At 63.0% G+C, this 15,615-nt stretch carries 15 protein-coding genes; 5 read left to right on the forward strand and 10 right to left on the reverse strand.

The window, feature by feature from the left end:
- The first annotated feature begins 1 nt into the window (after position 1).
- Positions 2-1,480, forward strand: a complete 1,479-nt coding sequence (locus LPW11_RS16655; protein ID WP_230995002.1) for a dihydrolipoamide acetyltransferase family protein — start codon at positions 2-4, stop codon at positions 1,478-1,480.
- Positions 1,481-1,772: 292 nt separating this feature from the next.
- A complete protein-coding gene (locus tag LPW11_RS16660) occupies positions 1,773-2,168 on the forward strand; it encodes a response regulator (RefSeq protein WP_230995003.1) in 396 nt (131 codons plus the stop codon).
- A gap of 218 nt (positions 2,169-2,386) precedes the next feature.
- Here the strand turns inward: LPW11_RS16660 and LPW11_RS16665 are convergent, their stop codons facing one another.
- Positions 2,387-3,493 (reverse strand): CapA family protein, encoded by a 1,107-nt coding sequence (locus LPW11_RS16665; protein WP_230995004.1) that lies wholly within the window; start codon positions 3,491-3,493, stop codon positions 2,387-2,389.
- A gap of 222 nt (positions 3,494-3,715) precedes the next feature.
- Between LPW11_RS16665 and LPW11_RS16670 the strand changes: the two genes are divergently transcribed.
- Positions 3,716-4,258, forward strand: coding sequence for a hypothetical protein (locus LPW11_RS16670; RefSeq protein WP_230995005.1), 543 nt, complete (start codon positions 3,716-3,718; stop codon positions 4,256-4,258).
- Between the two features lie 50 nt (positions 4,259-4,308).
- Here the strand turns inward: LPW11_RS16670 and LPW11_RS16675 are convergent, their stop codons facing one another.
- The 3 genes from LPW11_RS16675 to LPW11_RS16685 are packed head-to-tail and all read right to left on the reverse strand — an operon-like array spanning position 4,309 to position 9,776.
- Complete coding sequence (locus LPW11_RS16675; RefSeq protein WP_230995006.1) at positions 4,309-5,346, reverse strand: rhomboid family intramembrane serine protease; 1,038 nt, start codon at positions 5,344-5,346, stop codon at positions 4,309-4,311.
- Between the two features lie 22 nt (positions 5,347-5,368).
- On the reverse strand, positions 5,369-6,505 hold the full coding sequence (locus LPW11_RS16680; protein WP_230995007.1) for an efflux RND transporter periplasmic adaptor subunit: 1,137 nt from the start codon (positions 6,503-6,505) through the stop codon (positions 5,369-5,371).
- Positions 6,498-9,776, reverse strand: a complete 3,279-nt coding sequence (locus LPW11_RS16685; protein ID WP_230995008.1) for an efflux RND transporter permease subunit — start codon at positions 9,774-9,776, stop codon at positions 6,498-6,500. The genes LPW11_RS16680 and LPW11_RS16685 overlap by 8 nt, the downstream gene beginning before the upstream one ends.
- A 439-nt stretch (positions 9,777-10,215) precedes the next feature.
- On the opposite strand from LPW11_RS16685, the gene LPW11_RS16690 reads away from it, so the two are divergent.
- Both LPW11_RS16690 and LPW11_RS16695 read left to right on the forward strand, forming a co-directional pair.
- The gene (locus tag LPW11_RS16690; protein WP_230995009.1) at positions 10,216-10,410 is read left to right on the forward strand and encodes a ferredoxin; all 195 of its coding nucleotides are present in this window, start codon (positions 10,216-10,218) and stop codon (positions 10,408-10,410) included.
- A 106-nt stretch (positions 10,411-10,516) separates the two neighbouring features.
- The gene (locus tag LPW11_RS16695) at positions 10,517-10,912 is read left to right on the forward strand and encodes a pyridoxamine 5'-phosphate oxidase family protein (RefSeq protein WP_230995010.1); all 396 of its coding nucleotides are present in this window, start codon (positions 10,517-10,519) and stop codon (positions 10,910-10,912) included.
- 3 nt (positions 10,913-10,915) lie between these two features.
- On the opposite strand, the gene LPW11_RS16700 is transcribed toward LPW11_RS16695, so the two are convergent.
- The 6 genes from LPW11_RS16700 to ctaD are packed head-to-tail and all read right to left on the reverse strand — an operon-like array spanning position 10,916 to position 15,472.
- Positions 10,916-11,107 carry a putative signal transducing protein gene (locus tag LPW11_RS16700; protein WP_230995011.1) on the reverse strand — a complete coding sequence of 64 codons (192 nt, stop codon included), beginning with the start codon at positions 11,105-11,107 and terminating at the stop codon, positions 10,916-10,918.
- Between the two features lie 49 nt (positions 11,108-11,156).
- On the reverse strand, positions 11,157-12,065 hold the full coding sequence (locus LPW11_RS16705; protein ID WP_230995012.1) for a protoheme IX farnesyltransferase: 909 nt from the start codon (positions 12,063-12,065) through the stop codon (positions 11,157-11,159).
- A complete protein-coding gene (locus LPW11_RS16710) occupies positions 12,062-12,925 on the reverse strand; it encodes a COX15/CtaA family protein (RefSeq protein WP_230995013.1) in 864 nt (287 codons plus the stop codon). The genes LPW11_RS16705 and LPW11_RS16710 overlap by 4 nt, the downstream gene beginning before the upstream one ends.
- Positions 12,926-12,980: 55 nt before the next feature.
- Positions 12,981-13,244, reverse strand: a complete 264-nt coding sequence (locus LPW11_RS16715) for a cytochrome C oxidase subunit IV family protein (protein WP_230995014.1) — start codon at positions 13,242-13,244, stop codon at positions 12,981-12,983.
- Between the two features lie 10 nt (positions 13,245-13,254).
- Entirely contained in the window at positions 13,255-13,860 is a 606-nt protein-coding gene (locus LPW11_RS16720; RefSeq protein WP_230995015.1) for a cytochrome c oxidase subunit 3 family protein, read from the reverse strand.
- Positions 13,835-15,472, reverse strand: a complete 1,638-nt coding sequence (gene ctaD / locus LPW11_RS16725; protein ID WP_230995016.1) for a cytochrome c oxidase subunit I — start codon at positions 15,470-15,472, stop codon at positions 13,835-13,837. The genes LPW11_RS16720 and ctaD overlap by 26 nt, the downstream gene beginning before the upstream one ends.
- Positions 15,473-15,615 lie beyond the last annotated feature (143 nt).

The raw sequence follows: 15,615 nt of genomic DNA on the forward strand, positions 1-15,615 counted from the left end.
CATGAAAGAGATTGTCATGCCGAAGCTCTCGGACACGATGACGGAGGGGAAGCTCATCAGCTGGAAGAAAAGGGTGGGGGACACCATAAAGCGCGGCGACGTGATCGCGGAAGTGGAGACGGACAAGGCGAACATGGAGCTGGAGGCGTACTCCTCCGGGGTCCTGCTGGAGATATTGATCGAGGGGGGAGAGACGGCCGAGGTAGGGACGGTAATCGGCAGGATCGGCTCCCCCGAGGAGGCCGCGGCAGGCAAGGCCGGTGCGGAGAAAAAAGAGGCTCCTCCTGCAGCGCCCGCTCCACCGGAAGAGGAGAAGGGACCGGCCGAGCCGGCTACGGCTGCCGCTGGCGAGAAGGGGGGGGAGCCGGCGGCGACTCCGGTACAGGAGCGGCCAGCGGAGAAGGAAGGTGCTGCAGCCGTACCCGCCGAGGAAGCGGGTGACACCGAGCCGGGGGAGGAGTTCATCAGCGCGGTCGTCGGTGGCGCAGGTAAGGAGCCGGTGGCTCCCGGGGCGCCTACCCCGCCGGAGGCGAAGGGAGAAGAGTCATCCGCCGGGAAGGCCCCCGCAGGGGGGAGGCCCGCACAGGAGGGGGGGGCTGGCGAGCGGGCGGCGCCTGTGGTGCGGCGCCGGGCGCGGGAACTGGGGATAGAGCTCTCGCAGGTGCCCGGGACGGGGCCCGAGGGGCGGATCCTCCTTGAGGACCTGGAGAAGTACTCCGGTGCGGCAGGTGTAGAAGGGAAGGAGCCGGAGCGCCGTGAAGAGAAAGAGGCGCCCCTTGAGGAAAGGAAGGCGCCGGCAGCGCCACGCGGTGAGCCGCAGGCGCTCAGCAAGCAGCGCAGTGCAATCGCCCGTACCGTAAGCGAATCGTGGCGCTCCATCCCGCACTTCGGTGTCACCATGGATGTGCTGATGGACGAGGCCGAAAAGCTGCGCCAGCAGTTGAAAGAGGGGGGCTTGGCTGTTTCGCTGAACGACCTGGTGGTGAAGGGTGCCGCTCTCGCCCTCGAAGAATTCCCGCAGCTCAATGCCTCATTTGCGGGGGAGAAGATCGTGCAGGGGACCGATGTAAACATCTGCATTGCAGTGACGGTGCCCGATGGTCTGGTGATGCCGGTCGTTTCGCGCTGTCAGGAGCTTTCCCTGAAGGAGATAGGTGAGCGCTGCCGTGCACTCGTCGAGCGGGCCCGCTCCGGGCGCCTGACGGAGCAGGAGATGACCGGCGGCACCTTCTCCGTCTCCAACCTCGGCATGTACGGGGTGAGCCAGTTCAGCGCCATCATCTACCCCTCCCATGCCGGCGTTCTCGCCGTCGGAGGGGTAGCCGATTCGGTTGTGGCCAAGGGTGGTATCCCTGTCGTCGCAAAGACGATGAAGGTGACTCTCTCGGCGGACCACCGCGTCGTCGATGGCGCATATGCCGCACAGTTTCTTCAGAAGTTAAAGGAGATCCTCGAGCACCCGCTGAGGCTCCTCATTTAAGCCTGCTCCAGCGAGGGGCGCCGCGAGGCGCCCCTCGCCCTTTCCGGCACGTGCTCCCCTGTCCGTCCCGCCACCTTTCGTGCTGAGCCTGGCGCAGCACATCGACTGCTCCCCTTCTTGCTGATCCTTTTGTCATTCCTTCCTCCGGTTTCAGATGCCTGCTCCAGAAAATAATTTAAGGGATCGGCCACGGTCGCCGATATGGCTTAGGCGGCGGGGGATTCTGTGTGCTCCCGCGCAGTGACGAGGCCAATCACCCGGGAGCAGGATCCCGGTCCAAAGGACCATCTGCATGAAGTGTCTCATAGTTGATGACGAGATCTTTTGCCGCGAGTTTGTGGCAACCTTGCTGAAGGACATTGCCGAGTGCCGGCAGGCAGGGAGCGGCAAGGAAGCAGTAGCAAAGTACACGGAGGCTCTGGAGAGCGGATCGCCCTACGATCTGATCATCCTCGACATCATGATGCCGGACATGAGCGGGCATGACGTGGCGAAGGAGATACGGGCACTTGAGAAGGAGCGCAAGGCGGGGGGCGTGAAAATCATCATGCTGACGGCGCTTAATTCTCCCACCGATGCCATGGACTCCTTCTTCAACGCGCAGTCTGCCGCGTATCTGGTAAAACCGATCTCCAAGGACGGGCTGTTCAACGTCATCGGGAAGCTCGGTTTGGGGCGGAAGAAGTAGGCGGCAGGGGATGTGCGCGTCACCCTTAGGGGCAAATGTGATCGCGTGCTGGAGGACAGGCTTCCAGCCTGTCCCGCAGCGCTAGCCGCGTCCTTTATGGCGGCTGCGCCGCCACCGCAGGCAAGATGCCTGCGCTCCAGCGCGGGGGCACCTGGCGTCCGCTGAAGGAGGGGCTTCATCCTGGGGGAAATGTTGAAGCCGCGGTGCTCCCACCTTTGTCACCACCGAAGGAGGAGACTCCTCTCTGCTGACATATCCACCGAGGTTCCCAGCCACTTCCCTTCCCGGTTCAAAGTCGCCGCGAGCCACTGTGCATCCTCGCCTTCGGCGAGATTCACCCTCAGCCTTTTCAACCTCGTCGGCACCAGCTCCACCCGCTGCAGCATTCCATCGCGCGGCGACAGTGTGACGAAGTACATCAGCCCGAGGTCCCCCCGGAATTCCTCGTACCCCCTTATCCCCTCATAGTCGTTGAGGAAGTCACCGCACCCGTAGAGAATCAGCTTCCCCCGGTGCACCTCTATTCCCTTCACATGATGCGACGAGTGGCCGTAGACGACATCGACTCCCGCCTCCTCAACCAGACCTTGCGCGAACCTCCTCTCACTCTCCGTGATGCCGAAATCCCAGTTCGCCCCCCAATGCACGGACACGATGACGGTGTCTCCCTCTCTCTTCTCCCTGGCGACCTGCGCGGCAATGTGCTGCACCGCAACGGAAAGCTCAGGTAACAGGTTTACACCGGGCTTCTTACGGCCGGCACCCCACTGGTACGGGACGCCGCTGGTGGGGGAGCCGTAGCTGAAGAGAAGCACCCGTCCTTTCTGCTGGACATCGAGTACCGCCGGAGCGGCCGCCTCCGCCTCGCTTCGCCCGGCCCCTGCCGTTCTGATCGCCGCCTTTTCCAGCACCTCCAGGGTTTCTTCAAGCCCTCGATACCCCCAGTCCAGTACATGATTGTTGGCAAGAGCGCAGGCGTCGATGCGGAGTGCCGTGAGACAGGGGAGGTTCTGAGGATGCATCCGGTAATTGATCCCTTTCCCTATCCAGTACTCCTCGCTGGTACTGATGCATGTCTCCAGGTTCACGATGCGCAGGTCGGGGGCTTTTTTTCGCAGTACATCGAGGGCGTCCCCCCAGATGTAGCTGTACGGTACCGGCTTCTCGACAGGGCCGTTTGCCCTCTGGGCAAGCTCGATATAGATGCGGGCGTCTCTCACGTACGGCTCGAAGACGTGAGGGGGACTCGGATGCGGAAGCAACTGGTCGATGCCTCGCCCGGTCATGACGTCGCCACACAGAAAGATGGAGATTGAATCAGTCATAACAAAGGCACCTCTGTTGTAGTTGGAATACCCTTTCTGTTATAGTGTAACAAAGAGTCACAGCCAAAAGAGTATCATCAGTTGCTGCTTATTAATCTCCATCTTGTTCCTGTGAGGGGGCATTACTGTCGAAGGAACGTGCCTGTCTTCTGGTTTGACTAAAGAAGTGATAGGTAGACTTTCATAACAGGTACTTGTTCATAAGACACAAGGAGGTATGGTATGAGAGTGAATGTAGGCAAGATAGCTCGGCCGGTACTGGCCATGGCTTTCATCCTCTGCTGCGGGGAGGGGAAGTATGCTGAGGCGGGAGTCAGCGTCAATATGAACCTGAACATCGGCCCTCCACCCGTCATCGTTTCCGCGCCACCGGAAGTCGTTTTCATGCCGAACTACGGGACATACTTCGTGCCCGGACTCTCCTTCGACATCTTTTTCTACAACGGCTACTGGTGGTCGCCGCGCGGTGACAACTGGTATCGCGCGCCCGGCTACAACGGCCCGTGGAGGGTGATCGAACACCGGTACGTCCCGGGACCGGTGCGCCACGTTCCTCATGATTACCGTCGGGTCTACGCACGCGAGCGCCATATCCCCTACGGGCAGTGGAAGAAGGAGCACGGCCGCCACGGAGGAGGTGAGAGCGGTCGCGGCGGCGGAGGCAAGCACGGCGAAGGAAGCGGGCACGGAGGGGGACGCGGGAATGGTGGTGGGCACGGCGGCGGCGATGACAGAGGTCATGGCGGAGGGCATGGTCGGCATTGACAGGAGCTGAGGTGAGAGGTCAAGGTGTGGAACGGTGGGGCGATTGTCGGCTACGCTGCCATAATCCCCCACCACCACGCGCCGACAACCACCACGATGCTCAGAAGCGCCAGCAGAACGTTCAGGAGGGTGCCGGGGCGGCCGCGGGTGCCGGCAACGTGAGCGGTGACGGCCCCGAGGAGTACCCCGAAAAGGAAGCCGAAGAGATGGGCGCCGAGGTCGGTGTTTTTTCCTTCGGTACCGAGGAGGACCAGCAAGGAGAGGGCTGCCGCCACCGGGAGGGGCCAGCGTTTCAGGGCGTGGTGCCGGTGGCGGACCATATTGCTTGCGCCGAGAACGCCGACGGCTGCAAAGACAAGTGTAGAGGAGCCGATGGAGTCGTGGCTCGGCAACTGCACGTAGGCATTGGCCAGGTTCCCCAGCGCGCCGCAGGAAAGAAGAAGCGCCCAGGCTAGCCCTGAGCCGAGATCGCTGCAAAGATAGACGATGAAAATCCCGCCGATGGCCAGGTTGCTGAAAAGGTGGGTGAGATCCGCGTGCAGCGTCAGAGCCGTGATTAGCCGCCACCACTCTCCATCGAGGATGCGCCCTGCCTTCCCGCTCCCTGCCTCGAGCCAGTCGAGCGGTTGCCCGTCGGGGAGCGTCACCGGAAGAAGGGTGACATTGTAGAAGGTTGCAACGAGGAGAAGGACGGAGAGAGCGGCAAGGGCGTTGTTGATCTGTGGCCTTGTGGGGGGAGGGGAGGGGGGCCAGTGGCGATTCTCCTCCACGAAGAGGCGCAACTCCCGCTCCGCCTCCGCAAGGCGCGGTGCGGGGACCATGACGCGCCACCCGTTTCCGTCCGGTTCGAGCCGCGCCGGGAGGTAGCGCGCCTCCAGCACCAGTGACCACAGTTTCGCGCTCCGTACAGGGAGAGGCCCCGTGCTGTGACGATCGACCGTCTCGGGCGCGACAGCCAGCCACTCCACATCTTCTTCATTAAGGTCGATTTCTCTCTCCATGCGGCACAGTATTGCAGATTGCAGTTGCCGCGTCACCTGAAAAGGGGAGAGCCAGCGCGAGCGGCGCCTCTTGCTTCTTTGCGTCATCGACAGCACCCGTCGCCTCATGCTATTGCCCCTTTCTGTTCGCAGGCGCGAGGACCGGTTGCACCCGGTCCCCCTCCACGAGGCTCGTCCCCGGCTGGAGCGCCACCCGCTCCCCTTCCTGTATCCCCTCCCCGATACGCAGCATCTTCCCGTCGCTGTCCACCACCTTTACCTCGCGAAAGGATATCCGCTCATCGGGACCGACAACCGCGACGACCGATTTTTCGGCGCGTGTCAGGAGCGCCCCGACGGGAACCTGCGGGTAGGGGGGAGTCTCCAGCGTCAGGGATACGTCGACGAAGCCACCGGCGAGGACCCGCTGCGGCTGGTTCATGAGGTCGAGCTCCACGAGCATGGTGCGGCTCTTCGGATCGAGCTCTCCGCTTATCCGGCTCACCGGCGCGGGGATGCGGACCTGCGGCCGCGCCGGGTCCGAGATGATGGCGATGTCCCCTCTCTTCACCTGGGCGGCGGCTTTCTGGTCCAGGTAGAGGTAGATGCGGAGCCGGTTTGTCTGCGACACCGTTACCACCGGAAGGGCACCCGCCTGCCCCCCCGTTGCCCCCTGCATGAGAGCTCCGGGGTCGGCAAAGCGTGCCGTCACGACTCCTTCGAAGGGGGCCTTGAGGATCTGGTACCCCTTGGTGCTCCTGTACGCCGCCGCGGTCTCCTCCGCCGCCCGGGCGGCGCTTAAGGCGTTGTCAGCTTCCTGCTGCGAAATGAACCCCTCCTGCAGGAGACTCATCTCCCGCTGCGCAAAGAGCCGCTTGTTTCGGGCGTCGGCCAGCGCCGCCCGGTACTGGCTGTTCAGTTCCGGGCTCTCCAGGACCGCCAGGATCTCTCCTGCCGAAACCTTGTCCCCCTTGTCCACCCTGATCTCCTTCAGGTAGCCGCTCACCTTGGCATAGAGCGTCACGCTCGTGTAGGGGCGCGCCTCGCCGGTGAGTGTGACGGTGCGCGTCGTCCCGGAGCGGGTAGCGACCGCCACCTGGATCCGTTGTCCCGCCTGCACGCGCGCCCGGCGCTCTTCCCCCTCGGCAGAGACGGAGCGATGCCTCGCAAGGAGAAGCCCGAGGATGAGCAGGAGTGAAACGGCTACTGCGATCCCGCCGGCCAGATACATCTTGCGGGCAGTGGAGGGCGCGCTCTTCTCAGTCATGGCGCTCATCTCCCGGGTGTGGCCTCCCTTCCAGCTCCGCCTGCAGCCGTTCATCGAGGAGGTGCTTGGAGGGGAGCTTCGTGCGCAGCAGCGAATAGATCACGGGGACGACAAAGAGGGTGAAGACGGTGGCGAAGAGAAGTCCGCCGATGACGGCGCGCCCCAGCGGGGCGTTCTGTTCTCCCGCCTCCCCGAGAGCAAGGGCCATCGGTGTCATGCCGATAATCATGGCGAATGCCGTCATGAGCACAGGGCGCAGCCTCGTGCTCCCTGCGGCGAGAGCGGCCTCCACCGGCGTTACCCCCTTCTCCACCCGCAGGTCGTTGGCAAAGCTCACCAGGAGAATGGAGTTGGAGGTGGCGATCCCCACCGCCATGATGGAGCCCATGAGGGACTCCACGTTGATCGTGCTCCCGGTGAGGCAGAGGATCCACAGTATCCCCACCAGCGCGCCCGGTACCGCCGTCATGATGATGAACGGGTCGATCCAGGACTGGAAGAGGGCGACCATGAGAAAGTAGACGAGGAGCGTGGCGAGGATGAGGCCGATCGCGAGGCTCCTGAAGGAATGGTGCATCACCTCGTTTTGCCCGCGGAGCGTGATGTGCACGCCGGGAGGGAGCTTTCCCAGCCTCTTGATTGCCTGCTCGATCTCACCCGCCACGGATCCCAGGTCGCGCCCCTCGACGCTCGCTTCCACATCGAGGACCCGCTGCACGGTGTAGTGGCTGATGTTCTCGGCGGTGACCCGGTGCGAGACGAGGGCGAGGTTTCCCAAGGGCTGGGCCGGCACCTGCGGGCGCGCGGAGAGCTCGGGAGTGGCGACCGGCTGCAGCACACCGGAGTAGGGAGGGGTGACCGGCATGGCGAGAAGGCCCTCCATGCTGCTTAAGTACTGACGGGGGATCTGCACCGCGACGGTGTAGTTCACGTTGTTCACCGGGTTGAGGAAAAAGGAGGGGGCGATGAGCGCACTGGTGGAGAGGGCGACGAGCGCACTGGTGGCGACGTCGCGCTCGCTCATGCCGAAGTGGGCGGCGCGGGTGCGATCGACGTCGACCTGCAGTGACGGGTAGTCGAGCACCTGGTTTATGTGCACGTCCGTCGCGCCGGGTATGGCGAGGAGGGCGTCGCGCATCTTCAGGGCGTAGCGCCGCGAAACAGTGAAATCGGCACCTTCGATCTGGACATCAATGGGAGAGGAGACGCCGAAATTGAGGACCTGTGTCACGATGTCGGCGGGCTGGAAGTAGAAGCTCGCACCGGTGAACTCTTCCGGAAGCTTCCGGCGCAGGAGCGACCGGTAGTAGTCGGTCGGGTGGTGCCCGGGCTTCAGGGAGATGAGGATCTCTGCGTCCATGCCGCCGATGTTCTCCGTCTGCACGAAGGCGAGGTTGTAGAAGGTGGGGACGCCGATCATGTCGTTCAACGTCTCCAGCTCGTCCGCGGGGATGAGCTGCCGGATGCGCGTCTCGACCCGCTGCACGAGCATCTCCGTTTCCTCGATCCGCGTCCCGGAGGGGCCGCGCACGTGGAGCTTCATGATCCCGGCATCGACGGAGGGGAAAAAGTCGGTGCCGACCACGAAGAGGAGCGCCATGCTCAGAACCCCGACGACAGCCGCGACGACGAGGGTGAAGACCCTGTGCTGCAGCACGACCGCAAGAACCGCGCTGTACCGTTCCCGCAGCCGCTCGAAGGCCCTTTCCCGTCGCTCGTTTGTCCTCTTGAGCCACGACCTGTGCGTCGCGGCATTCTCCTCATCTTCAGGCCGGCGCTCGTAGTGGCGTCTCTCGCTGGCGAGGAGCATGCGCGCCAGCACGGGCACGAGGGTGCGCGACAGAAGGTACGAGGCGAGCATCGCCGCGACCACCGCAAAGGCGAGGGGGGTGAAGAGGTAGCGGGCCGGCCCGTACAGGAGAACCACCGGGAAGAAGACGACGCAGATGGCAAGGGTGGCGACAATTGCCGGGACCGCGATCTGCTGCGCGCTGTCCAGCACGGCGAGGGTCGTCGGCTTGTCCATGTCGAAGTTGCGGTGGATGTTCTCCACCTCGACGGTGGCGTCGTCCACCAGCATTCCTATGGCGAGGGCGAGACCGCCAAGGGTCATGATGTTGATGCTCTGCCCGCTCAGGTACATGGCGATGAGTGCGGTGCAGATGGCGAGGGGGATCGAGGCGGAGACGACGACCATGCTGCGCCAGGAGCCGAGGAAGAGGAGGATCATGAGGGAGACGAGGACGGTTGAAAGAAGCGCCTCGTGCACCACGCCCGTCACCGCGCTGCGCACGAATATCGACTGGTCGAAGTCTATCTTCAGCTCCAGCCCGGCGGGGGCGGTCTCCTTGATGAGTGGAAGGGCGTCGCGGGTGGCATCGACGACCGCGAGCGTTGAGGCGTCGGCATGTTTCAGAATGGCGAGATATGTGGCGCGGCGGCCGTTTACCCGTACCACATTCGTCTGCTCGGCAAAAGTATCGGTGACCCGAGCCACGTCCCCCAGGTAGACGGGGCGATTTGCCACGACCTTCACCGGGATGGCGTTAAACTGCTCCACCGCTCGGGGGCTCGTGTTCATGAGGACGTTGTACTCGGTCGTCCCTATGCGCGCCGTGCCGGCGGGTATGATGACGTTGGAGGATTGCAGGGCCGTCATGACGTCGGCGGGGGAGAGGCCGCGGGCGGTGAGCGCGGCGGGATTGATATCGACCATGATCTGCCGGCTCTTCCCTCCGAACGGGGCAGGGGTGGAGAGCCCCGGAATGGTGAAGAGTCGCACCCTGATGAAGTTCAGGCCGTAGTCGAAGATCTTCTCCTCGGGGAGCGTGCTGCTGGAGGCCGTGAGCTGCGCCACCGGTACGTTCGAGGCATTGAACTGCACGATCGCCGGCGGCTGTATCCCGGGGGGTGCCACCCGTAGAAGGGTACTGGAAACGGAGGAGATCTGGGAGATCGCCGCGCCGATCTCCGTCCCCGGCTGGAAGTAGATCTTCAGAAGACCGATGCCGGGGATGGACTGCGACTCTATGCGGGAGATGCCGTTCACGGTGGTGGAGTAGGCGCGCTCCGCGATGAGGACCACGCGCCGTTCCATGTCCTCGGGGGACAGGCCCGGATAGCTCCAGGCGACGGCGACGACGGGGATGTCAATGACGGGGAAGATGTCGACGATCATCCTGCTGGCGGAAAGGGCGCCAAGGACGAGCATCAGGAGCGCCATGACTGCGATGGTGTAGGGACGCCTCAGCGCCAGGCGGACGATCCACATACTTCCCTCTTTTCAGGAAGGATCAGGAAACGGGGCGGAGATATCGAACGGGAAGTGCCGCTTCAACCTCTTTCAGATACTGCACGCGTAACCTTCCAAAATCATGAGAAAAGTCTATCATAGCACCCCCCCTTTACCCTTTCTCGACGAGGAAAACCATGTCATGTCTATCATGTAGGCCGGGATAAGCCGCAGGCGTTCCCGGCAGATCATGGTTGTCCGCTTTGCGCTCGGGGCCGTCCGCATGATGCGCCCCATTGCCGGAACGGCCGTACCGACCTCCCTCACCCACTTGCACCGGGTCTCGTTCAGCTTGACTATGGCTGAGGCAGTGTTAAAAGTCTTTATGTTTACCGGCGCTGCTGGCCTCCGAAAAGGAGGTTGGCGCGCCACAAACTACTGAGCCCGCACCGTGCAGGGCGGGAAAGGGAGGAAGGAGATGGCAGGTAAACCGTATGTGGACAAGGACGTATGCATCGCCTGTGAGATGTGTGTCAACATGGTGCCTGACGTGTTCCGCATGGGCAGCGACAACCTCGCGGAAGTGCACAACCCGGCAGGAGCTCCTCAGGATAAGATTCAGGAGGCGATGGATGCCTGTCCGGTAACCTGCATCCATTGGGAAGGGGAATAGCGTCACGCGATCGGTGAAGAAGCTACATGGAAAACTGGAAGGCCGCTGGTGAGAGGGGAGTTCCCGATTGCAGCGGCTTTTTAGTGTGCGGAAAAGGGAGAAGGGCATGATCACGGAGAAGGTAAAGAGTTTCATCCAGAAGCACGACTACGCACTGGTAGCCTCGGCAGACGAGAGAGGGGTACCGCATCTTGCCGCCGGGAGGGATCTCATGGTCCCGGACCCGGAGCACATCGTCTTTCGCGCCTGGTTTTGCAACGTCACGCTGCACAACCTGGAGAAGAATGCCCAGGTCACCCTTGCGGTCGTTGATCCTGTCAGCGGTGAGGGGTTCCAGCTGGCGGGGCGGATGGAGGGGGTCACGGCGACTGCTTTTGCAGACGGGCTGGCCCCCGGGGAGGAGCCTCCGGGGACGCCGCAGGTCGAGTCGAGCCTGACGGTGCTCGTGCAGAGGGTTATGGCCTTCACTGCCGGCGCCCATACGGACCAGCCGATAGAGTAGGCTTCACTTCCTTTCGATGGAGCGCATGAGGAGCGCTTCCGCCTGGGGCAGATCCTCTTCCGCCACGAGGATCTCCACCGGGTACCCCCCTTCCGAGCGTACGGTGCTGGTGAAGTACTCGATTCCCCCCTCCCGCAAGAGCTTTTCGACGCGGGCGAGGTCCTCTTCGTCCCTTGGATCGTAAAAGCGCACCATTGGTCTCTCCTTTCAAAGATATCGGGGGGCTTCCCCCTTTCTTCTCCTGTCAAAAGACTCGGCGCAAACAGAGGTCCGCGATGACCGCTCCCAGTATCGCCGTGAGATAGGCGATGGAGGAGGTGAACGCCCAGCGGTAGAGCCTCTTTGCGAGAAGGAGCCAGCATCCTCCCCAGAAGGAAATTCCGATCACGACGGCAGACGCGGCGTACCACTTCGAGCACGGGCCGTACACCCACAAAAGGAGGGGGGTGCAGACCAGCAGGCCGGCGCCCGAAAGAACAGCGACCGCGGTGAACTTTTCCCCCTTTACGAGAGGAAGAACGGGGATCCCCGCGCGCCGATATTCCTCCTGGTGGGCGAGGGAGAGGAGCCAGAAGTGTGGGGGCTGCCAAAGGAGCATGAGGATAAAAAGGATGAGCGGGGCGGTGGCAAAGGGGGGTGCGACGGAGCTTCCGCCGATGAGGACCGGGAGGGCTCCCGGTATACCGCCGAGAATCGCGGCCCAGTGGGAGCGGCGCTTGAGGTAGAGGGTGTAGTAGAGCGTATAGCTTGCGACGGCGCCAAGAAGAAAGGCTGTTGCGGCGATCCCCACATGAAAGGCGCTCAGTACCAGTGCCGAGGTTATGAGGGCGAGGGCGCACGTCACGACGCGGCCGGTTCCGAGTGCGGCGATGGCGGGGCTTCTCCTTTGCACGCGCTCCATGAGGAGGTCGATGCGCCGGTCGAGGACGTTGTTGATCATGGCCGACCCGGCGGCAGCGAGGACGATGCTGGCAAGGCACAGGAGTGCCGGGGCTGCCGGGGGCGCTGCGCCGGCGGCCACCACCATCCCGGCGTAGCCGGCGAGGGTGACGGCGGCGACGATACCCGGCTTCATGAGCAAAAAGAGCGCGACACCTGTGGAAGGGGCCGCGCCCTCTTTTACCTGGACCGTATCTGCCGCGGTTTCCATCATTCGGGAAGATCCTTAAGCTGGCGGGTGCTCCCGAGCCACATCCGCAAGGTGAACCACACCGCCGCCAGGGCGACCGCGAGATGAAGGGCGGTCACCGAGTAGAGGAGACCGGAGCGGACCACCACGAAGCCTACTCCGATCTGCAGGCCGAGAAGGCAGGTCAGCATGAGGCAATCGGCGCGCCAGCTGGCAAGGCGCTTGTCCAGCAGCGAAACCAGGTAGACCAACCCCGCGGTCAGAAAGAGCGCCAGCGCCACAACACGGTGCGAGTAGTTGACGAGGACCTGCCAGCTCCACACTGTCGGTATCCACTCACCGTTGCAGGTCGGGAAGTCGGGGCAGGCGAGGCCACCGGCTGAGTGGCGCAGGTAGGCCCCGAGGGAGGCCTGGGAGAAGACGAGGACCACGAGGGAGAAGAAGACCCCGGCGTAGCCGCTCAAGGAGAAGACCACCGGTTCCCCTTCGCCGTCACAGGCGGTCATGTACAGGACGAGGAGGTAAATGGTGAGCGCCGTCATGAAGTGGAGCGTGGTGAGCTGCACCGGCAACTCGAGCAGGACGACGATCCCCCCAATGACGATCTCGGTGGTGATGAGGCCGAGAGCCGCAATCGGTATGGCCTTGTTGAAGCCGGGGTAGCTCTTCAGCCGCTGCCGGGAGAGGAGGATGAGGCACAGTGTGGCCAGCGCCGCAAGGATCCGGTGGGTGAACTCCATCCAGACGTCCAGCTGCAGCGGCGGAAGGACTCTCCCCTGGCAGAGCGGCCAGTCGGGGCAGGCCATCCCCGCCTTCATCCCCGCCACGAGATTCCCCCAGAGGAGCAGTATGAAAAAGAGTCCTGCGGTTATGCGGCCGAGCATGGTCCACCTCCATGAGACCCGGTACCTTCCGCCACCGGGTACGGATTGACTCGCATCACCTGGTGTAGACGTCTATCAGGGTGCCGAAAAGGATGAGCGCGAGCACCAGGAGCGGGAAGATTGCAAAGGCGACGACGAGCTTCGTCTCGTGGCGCAGGTGCATGAAGTAGTAGGCAACGAGCCCTGCCTTTACGGAGGCGATGGTCAGCGCCGCCCCCGCGTTCCAGAGCCCGAGGTTGACGTAGGAGACAAGTACTGTCACCACCGTCAGCACGAGGAGGGACACCCACACGAAAATATATGTCTTGTAAGCAGCCATGATCCCCTCTCTAGCCAATCAGGTACAGGAGCGGGAAAAGGTAGATCCAGATCAGGTCCACGAAGTGCCAGTACAGGCCGAAAACCTCCACCGGCGCGCTGTGCTCGGCGTTGATCCTGTCCTTTCTCGCCAGCACGATGAGGGCGGCGAGAACGGCCATCCCCCCCACCACGTGCAGACCGTGCAGCCCCGTCATGACGAAGTAAAGCCCCCAGAAGATGTTCGTCTTCGGGAAGATCCCCTCGGCAAAGTCGTGACTCCACTCTATGTACTTGATCACCAGGAATACTCCCGCCAGCGCCAGGGTCAGCATGAGGCAGAGGTTCATCGTCTTTTGCCGGGCCCGCCGGACCGCACCGATGGCAACCGCCATGGTGAGACTCGAGGTGAGGAGCACCACCGTGTTCAGCGCTCCCAGCGGGCGGCTCAGCTTCAGGTGCTGAAGGTGGAACAGCTCCGGATACATCCCGCGGAACTGGGCGTAGGCGGTGAAAAGTCCACCGAAGAGGAGGAGCTCCGTCGCCAGGAAGGTCCAGATCCCGAGCCGCGCGCTGACAGGTGCTTCCTTGTGGGCGCCGGACGGTGCTTCGTTATGCTTGTCGGTGGTGCTCGCCATCGTGCGCCCTCCGATCGGTCCCGTAGTTGTAGGGCCACTCGTGTATCGTCGGTATCACCTCGAAGTTCTCCTCGGGGGGAGGGGAGGAGATCTGCCACTCAAGGGTGTTCCCCTGCCACGGGTTGGCCGGCGCGGTCGCGCCCCTGTGCAGGGAGCGCCAGAAGTTGACGAACATGATGATGATCCCCGCCGCGAGAATCCACGACCCTACGGTGGCGAGGGTGTTGAGACCCTGGTACTTCTCAGGGTATTCCGCCCAGCGCCGCGGCATCCCCTGCACGCCGAGGATGAACATGGGGAAGAAGGTGATGTTGAAGCCGGGAACGATCAGGCACCAGGCGATCTTCGCCAGCCTCTCGTTCAGCATCTTTCCGCTGATCTTCGGGTACCAGTAGTGCAGCCCCGCGAAGAGCCCCATCACCGTCCCCCCCATCATGGTGTAGTGGAAGTGCGCCACCAGGAAATAGGTATCGTGCACATGCACGTCGACTGCAAGGGCGCCGAGGAAGAGCCCGGTAAGCCCGCCGATGATGAAGAGGAAGATGAAGGCGAGCGCCCAGAGCATGGGGGAGTCGAGGGCGATGGAGCCGCGGTAGAGGGTGGCGATCCAGTTGAAGATCTTCACCCCCGTAGGGACCGCCACGAAAAAGGTCAGAAAGGAGAAGATCACCCCGGCGGTCGTGGACATCCCGCTCACGAACATGTGGTGCCCCCAGACGAGGAAGCCGATGAAGGCGATGGCCAGTGCCGAGTAGGCGATCGCCCGGTACCCGAAGATCGGCTTTCGCGCGAAGACCGGAATGACTTCCGAAATTATCCCCATCGCCGGGAGAATCATCACGTACACCACCGGGTGGGAGTAGAACCAGAAGAAGTGCTGGAAGAGGAGTGGGTCCCCACCCTTGGCGGGATCGAAGAAGCCGACGCCGAAGAGCCGCTCCGCCGCGAGCAGGAGGAGGGTGATGGCGATGACGGGGGTGGAGAGGACCTGGATGACGCTCGTGGCGTACATCGCCCAGATGAAGAGGGGCATGCGGTACCAGCTCATCCCCGGGGCGCGCAGCGTGTGGATCGTCACGATGAAGTTGAGCCCCGTCAGCACCGAGGACATCCCCACGAGGAAAAGGCCCAACGTGAGGGTCGTGATCGCCGCGCCGGTGCGCGCGGAGTACGGCGTGTAGAAGGTCCACCCGGTGTCCATCGGGCTGACGAGGGAGCCGATGGTCACGACGATCCCGGCGAGAAAGACGTAGTAGCTCAAGAGGTTCAGGCGCGGGAAGGCGACGTCGCGCGCGCCGATCAGGAGCGGTATGAAGAAGTTCCCCAGCGACGAGGGGATCGCCGGGATGATGAAGAGAAAGATCATCATCACCCCGTGCATGGTGAAAAGCACGTTGTATGTGTGGTCCGTGAAAAGCGCCGGCCCCGGCGTCAGGAGCTTCAGGCGCAGCAGAAGGGCGAGTACCCCACCGGTCAGGAAGAAGAAGAGGGTGGTGAAAAGGTACATGACCCCGATGCGCTTGTGGTCCAGAGTGAGAGCCCAGGAGCGGAACCCCTTGTGCGCAAGGTAGTCTTCATGGTGCGCATGGGCTGCGACAGCTTCATTTGACATCTTCGTTTCCCCGAATCTAGCACGCCGTCCCTTCGGACCGCGCTGTGGTGGCGGATCTTCGTCAGGATCCAGCGCGAGGCTGGACCATCCCTTTCCCCCCACACGATTTCTGCATTGCAGGTCCGGCTGCAGCACCCGGGTCA

This window comes from Geomonas sp. RF6 (genome assembly GCF_021044625.1).
In the GTDB taxonomy this organism is placed as follows: domain Bacteria; phylum Desulfobacterota; class Desulfuromonadia; order Geobacterales; family Geobacteraceae; genus RF6.

Coding starts and splice junctions, on each gene's coding strand:
- LPW11_RS16695 (WP_230995010.1), top strand. CDS start 10,517: ATGATCACGGAGAAGGTAAAGAGTTTCATCCAGAAGCACGACTACGCA.
- LPW11_RS16670 (WP_230995005.1), top strand. CDS start 3,716: ATGAGAGTGAATGTAGGCAAGATAGCTCGGCCGGTACTGGCCATGGCT.
- LPW11_RS16660 (WP_230995003.1), top strand. CDS start 1,773: ATGAAGTGTCTCATAGTTGATGACGAGATCTTTTGCCGCGAGTTTGTG.
- LPW11_RS16655 (WP_230995002.1), top strand. CDS start 2: ATGAAAGAGATTGTCATGCCGAAGCTCTCGGACACGATGACGGAGGGG.
- LPW11_RS16685 (WP_230995008.1), bottom strand. CDS start 9,776: ATGTGGATCGTCCGCCTGGCGCTGAGGCGTCCCTACACCATCGCAGTC.
- LPW11_RS16680 (WP_230995007.1), bottom strand. CDS start 6,505: ATGACTGAGAAGAGCGCGCCCTCCACTGCCCGCAAGATGTATCTGGCC.
- LPW11_RS16690 (WP_230995009.1), top strand. CDS start 10,216: ATGGCAGGTAAACCGTATGTGGACAAGGACGTATGCATCGCCTGTGAG.
- LPW11_RS16710 (WP_230995013.1), bottom strand. CDS start 12,925: ATGCTCGGCCGCATAACCGCAGGACTCTTTTTCATACTGCTCCTCTGG.
- LPW11_RS16665 (WP_230995004.1), bottom strand. CDS start 3,493: ATGACTGATTCAATCTCCATCTTTCTGTGTGGCGACGTCATGACCGGG.
- LPW11_RS16715 (WP_230995014.1), bottom strand. CDS start 13,244: ATGGCTGCTTACAAGACATATATTTTCGTGTGGGTGTCCCTCCTCGTG.
- LPW11_RS16705 (WP_230995012.1), bottom strand. CDS start 12,065: ATGATGGAAACCGCGGCAGATACGGTCCAGGTAAAAGAGGGCGCGGCC.
- LPW11_RS16675 (WP_230995006.1), bottom strand. CDS start 5,346: ATGACGCAAAGAAGCAAGAGGCGCCGCTCGCGCTGGCTCTCCCCTTTT.
- ctaD (WP_230995016.1), bottom strand. CDS start 15,472: ATGTCAAATGAAGCTGTCGCAGCCCATGCGCACCATGAAGACTACCTT.
- LPW11_RS16700 (WP_230995011.1), bottom strand. CDS start 11,107: ATGGTGCGCTTTTACGATCCAAGGGACGAAGAGGACCTCGCCCGCGTC.
- LPW11_RS16720 (WP_230995015.1), bottom strand. CDS start 13,860: ATGGCGAGCACCACCGACAAGCATAACGAAGCACCGTCCGGCGCCCAC.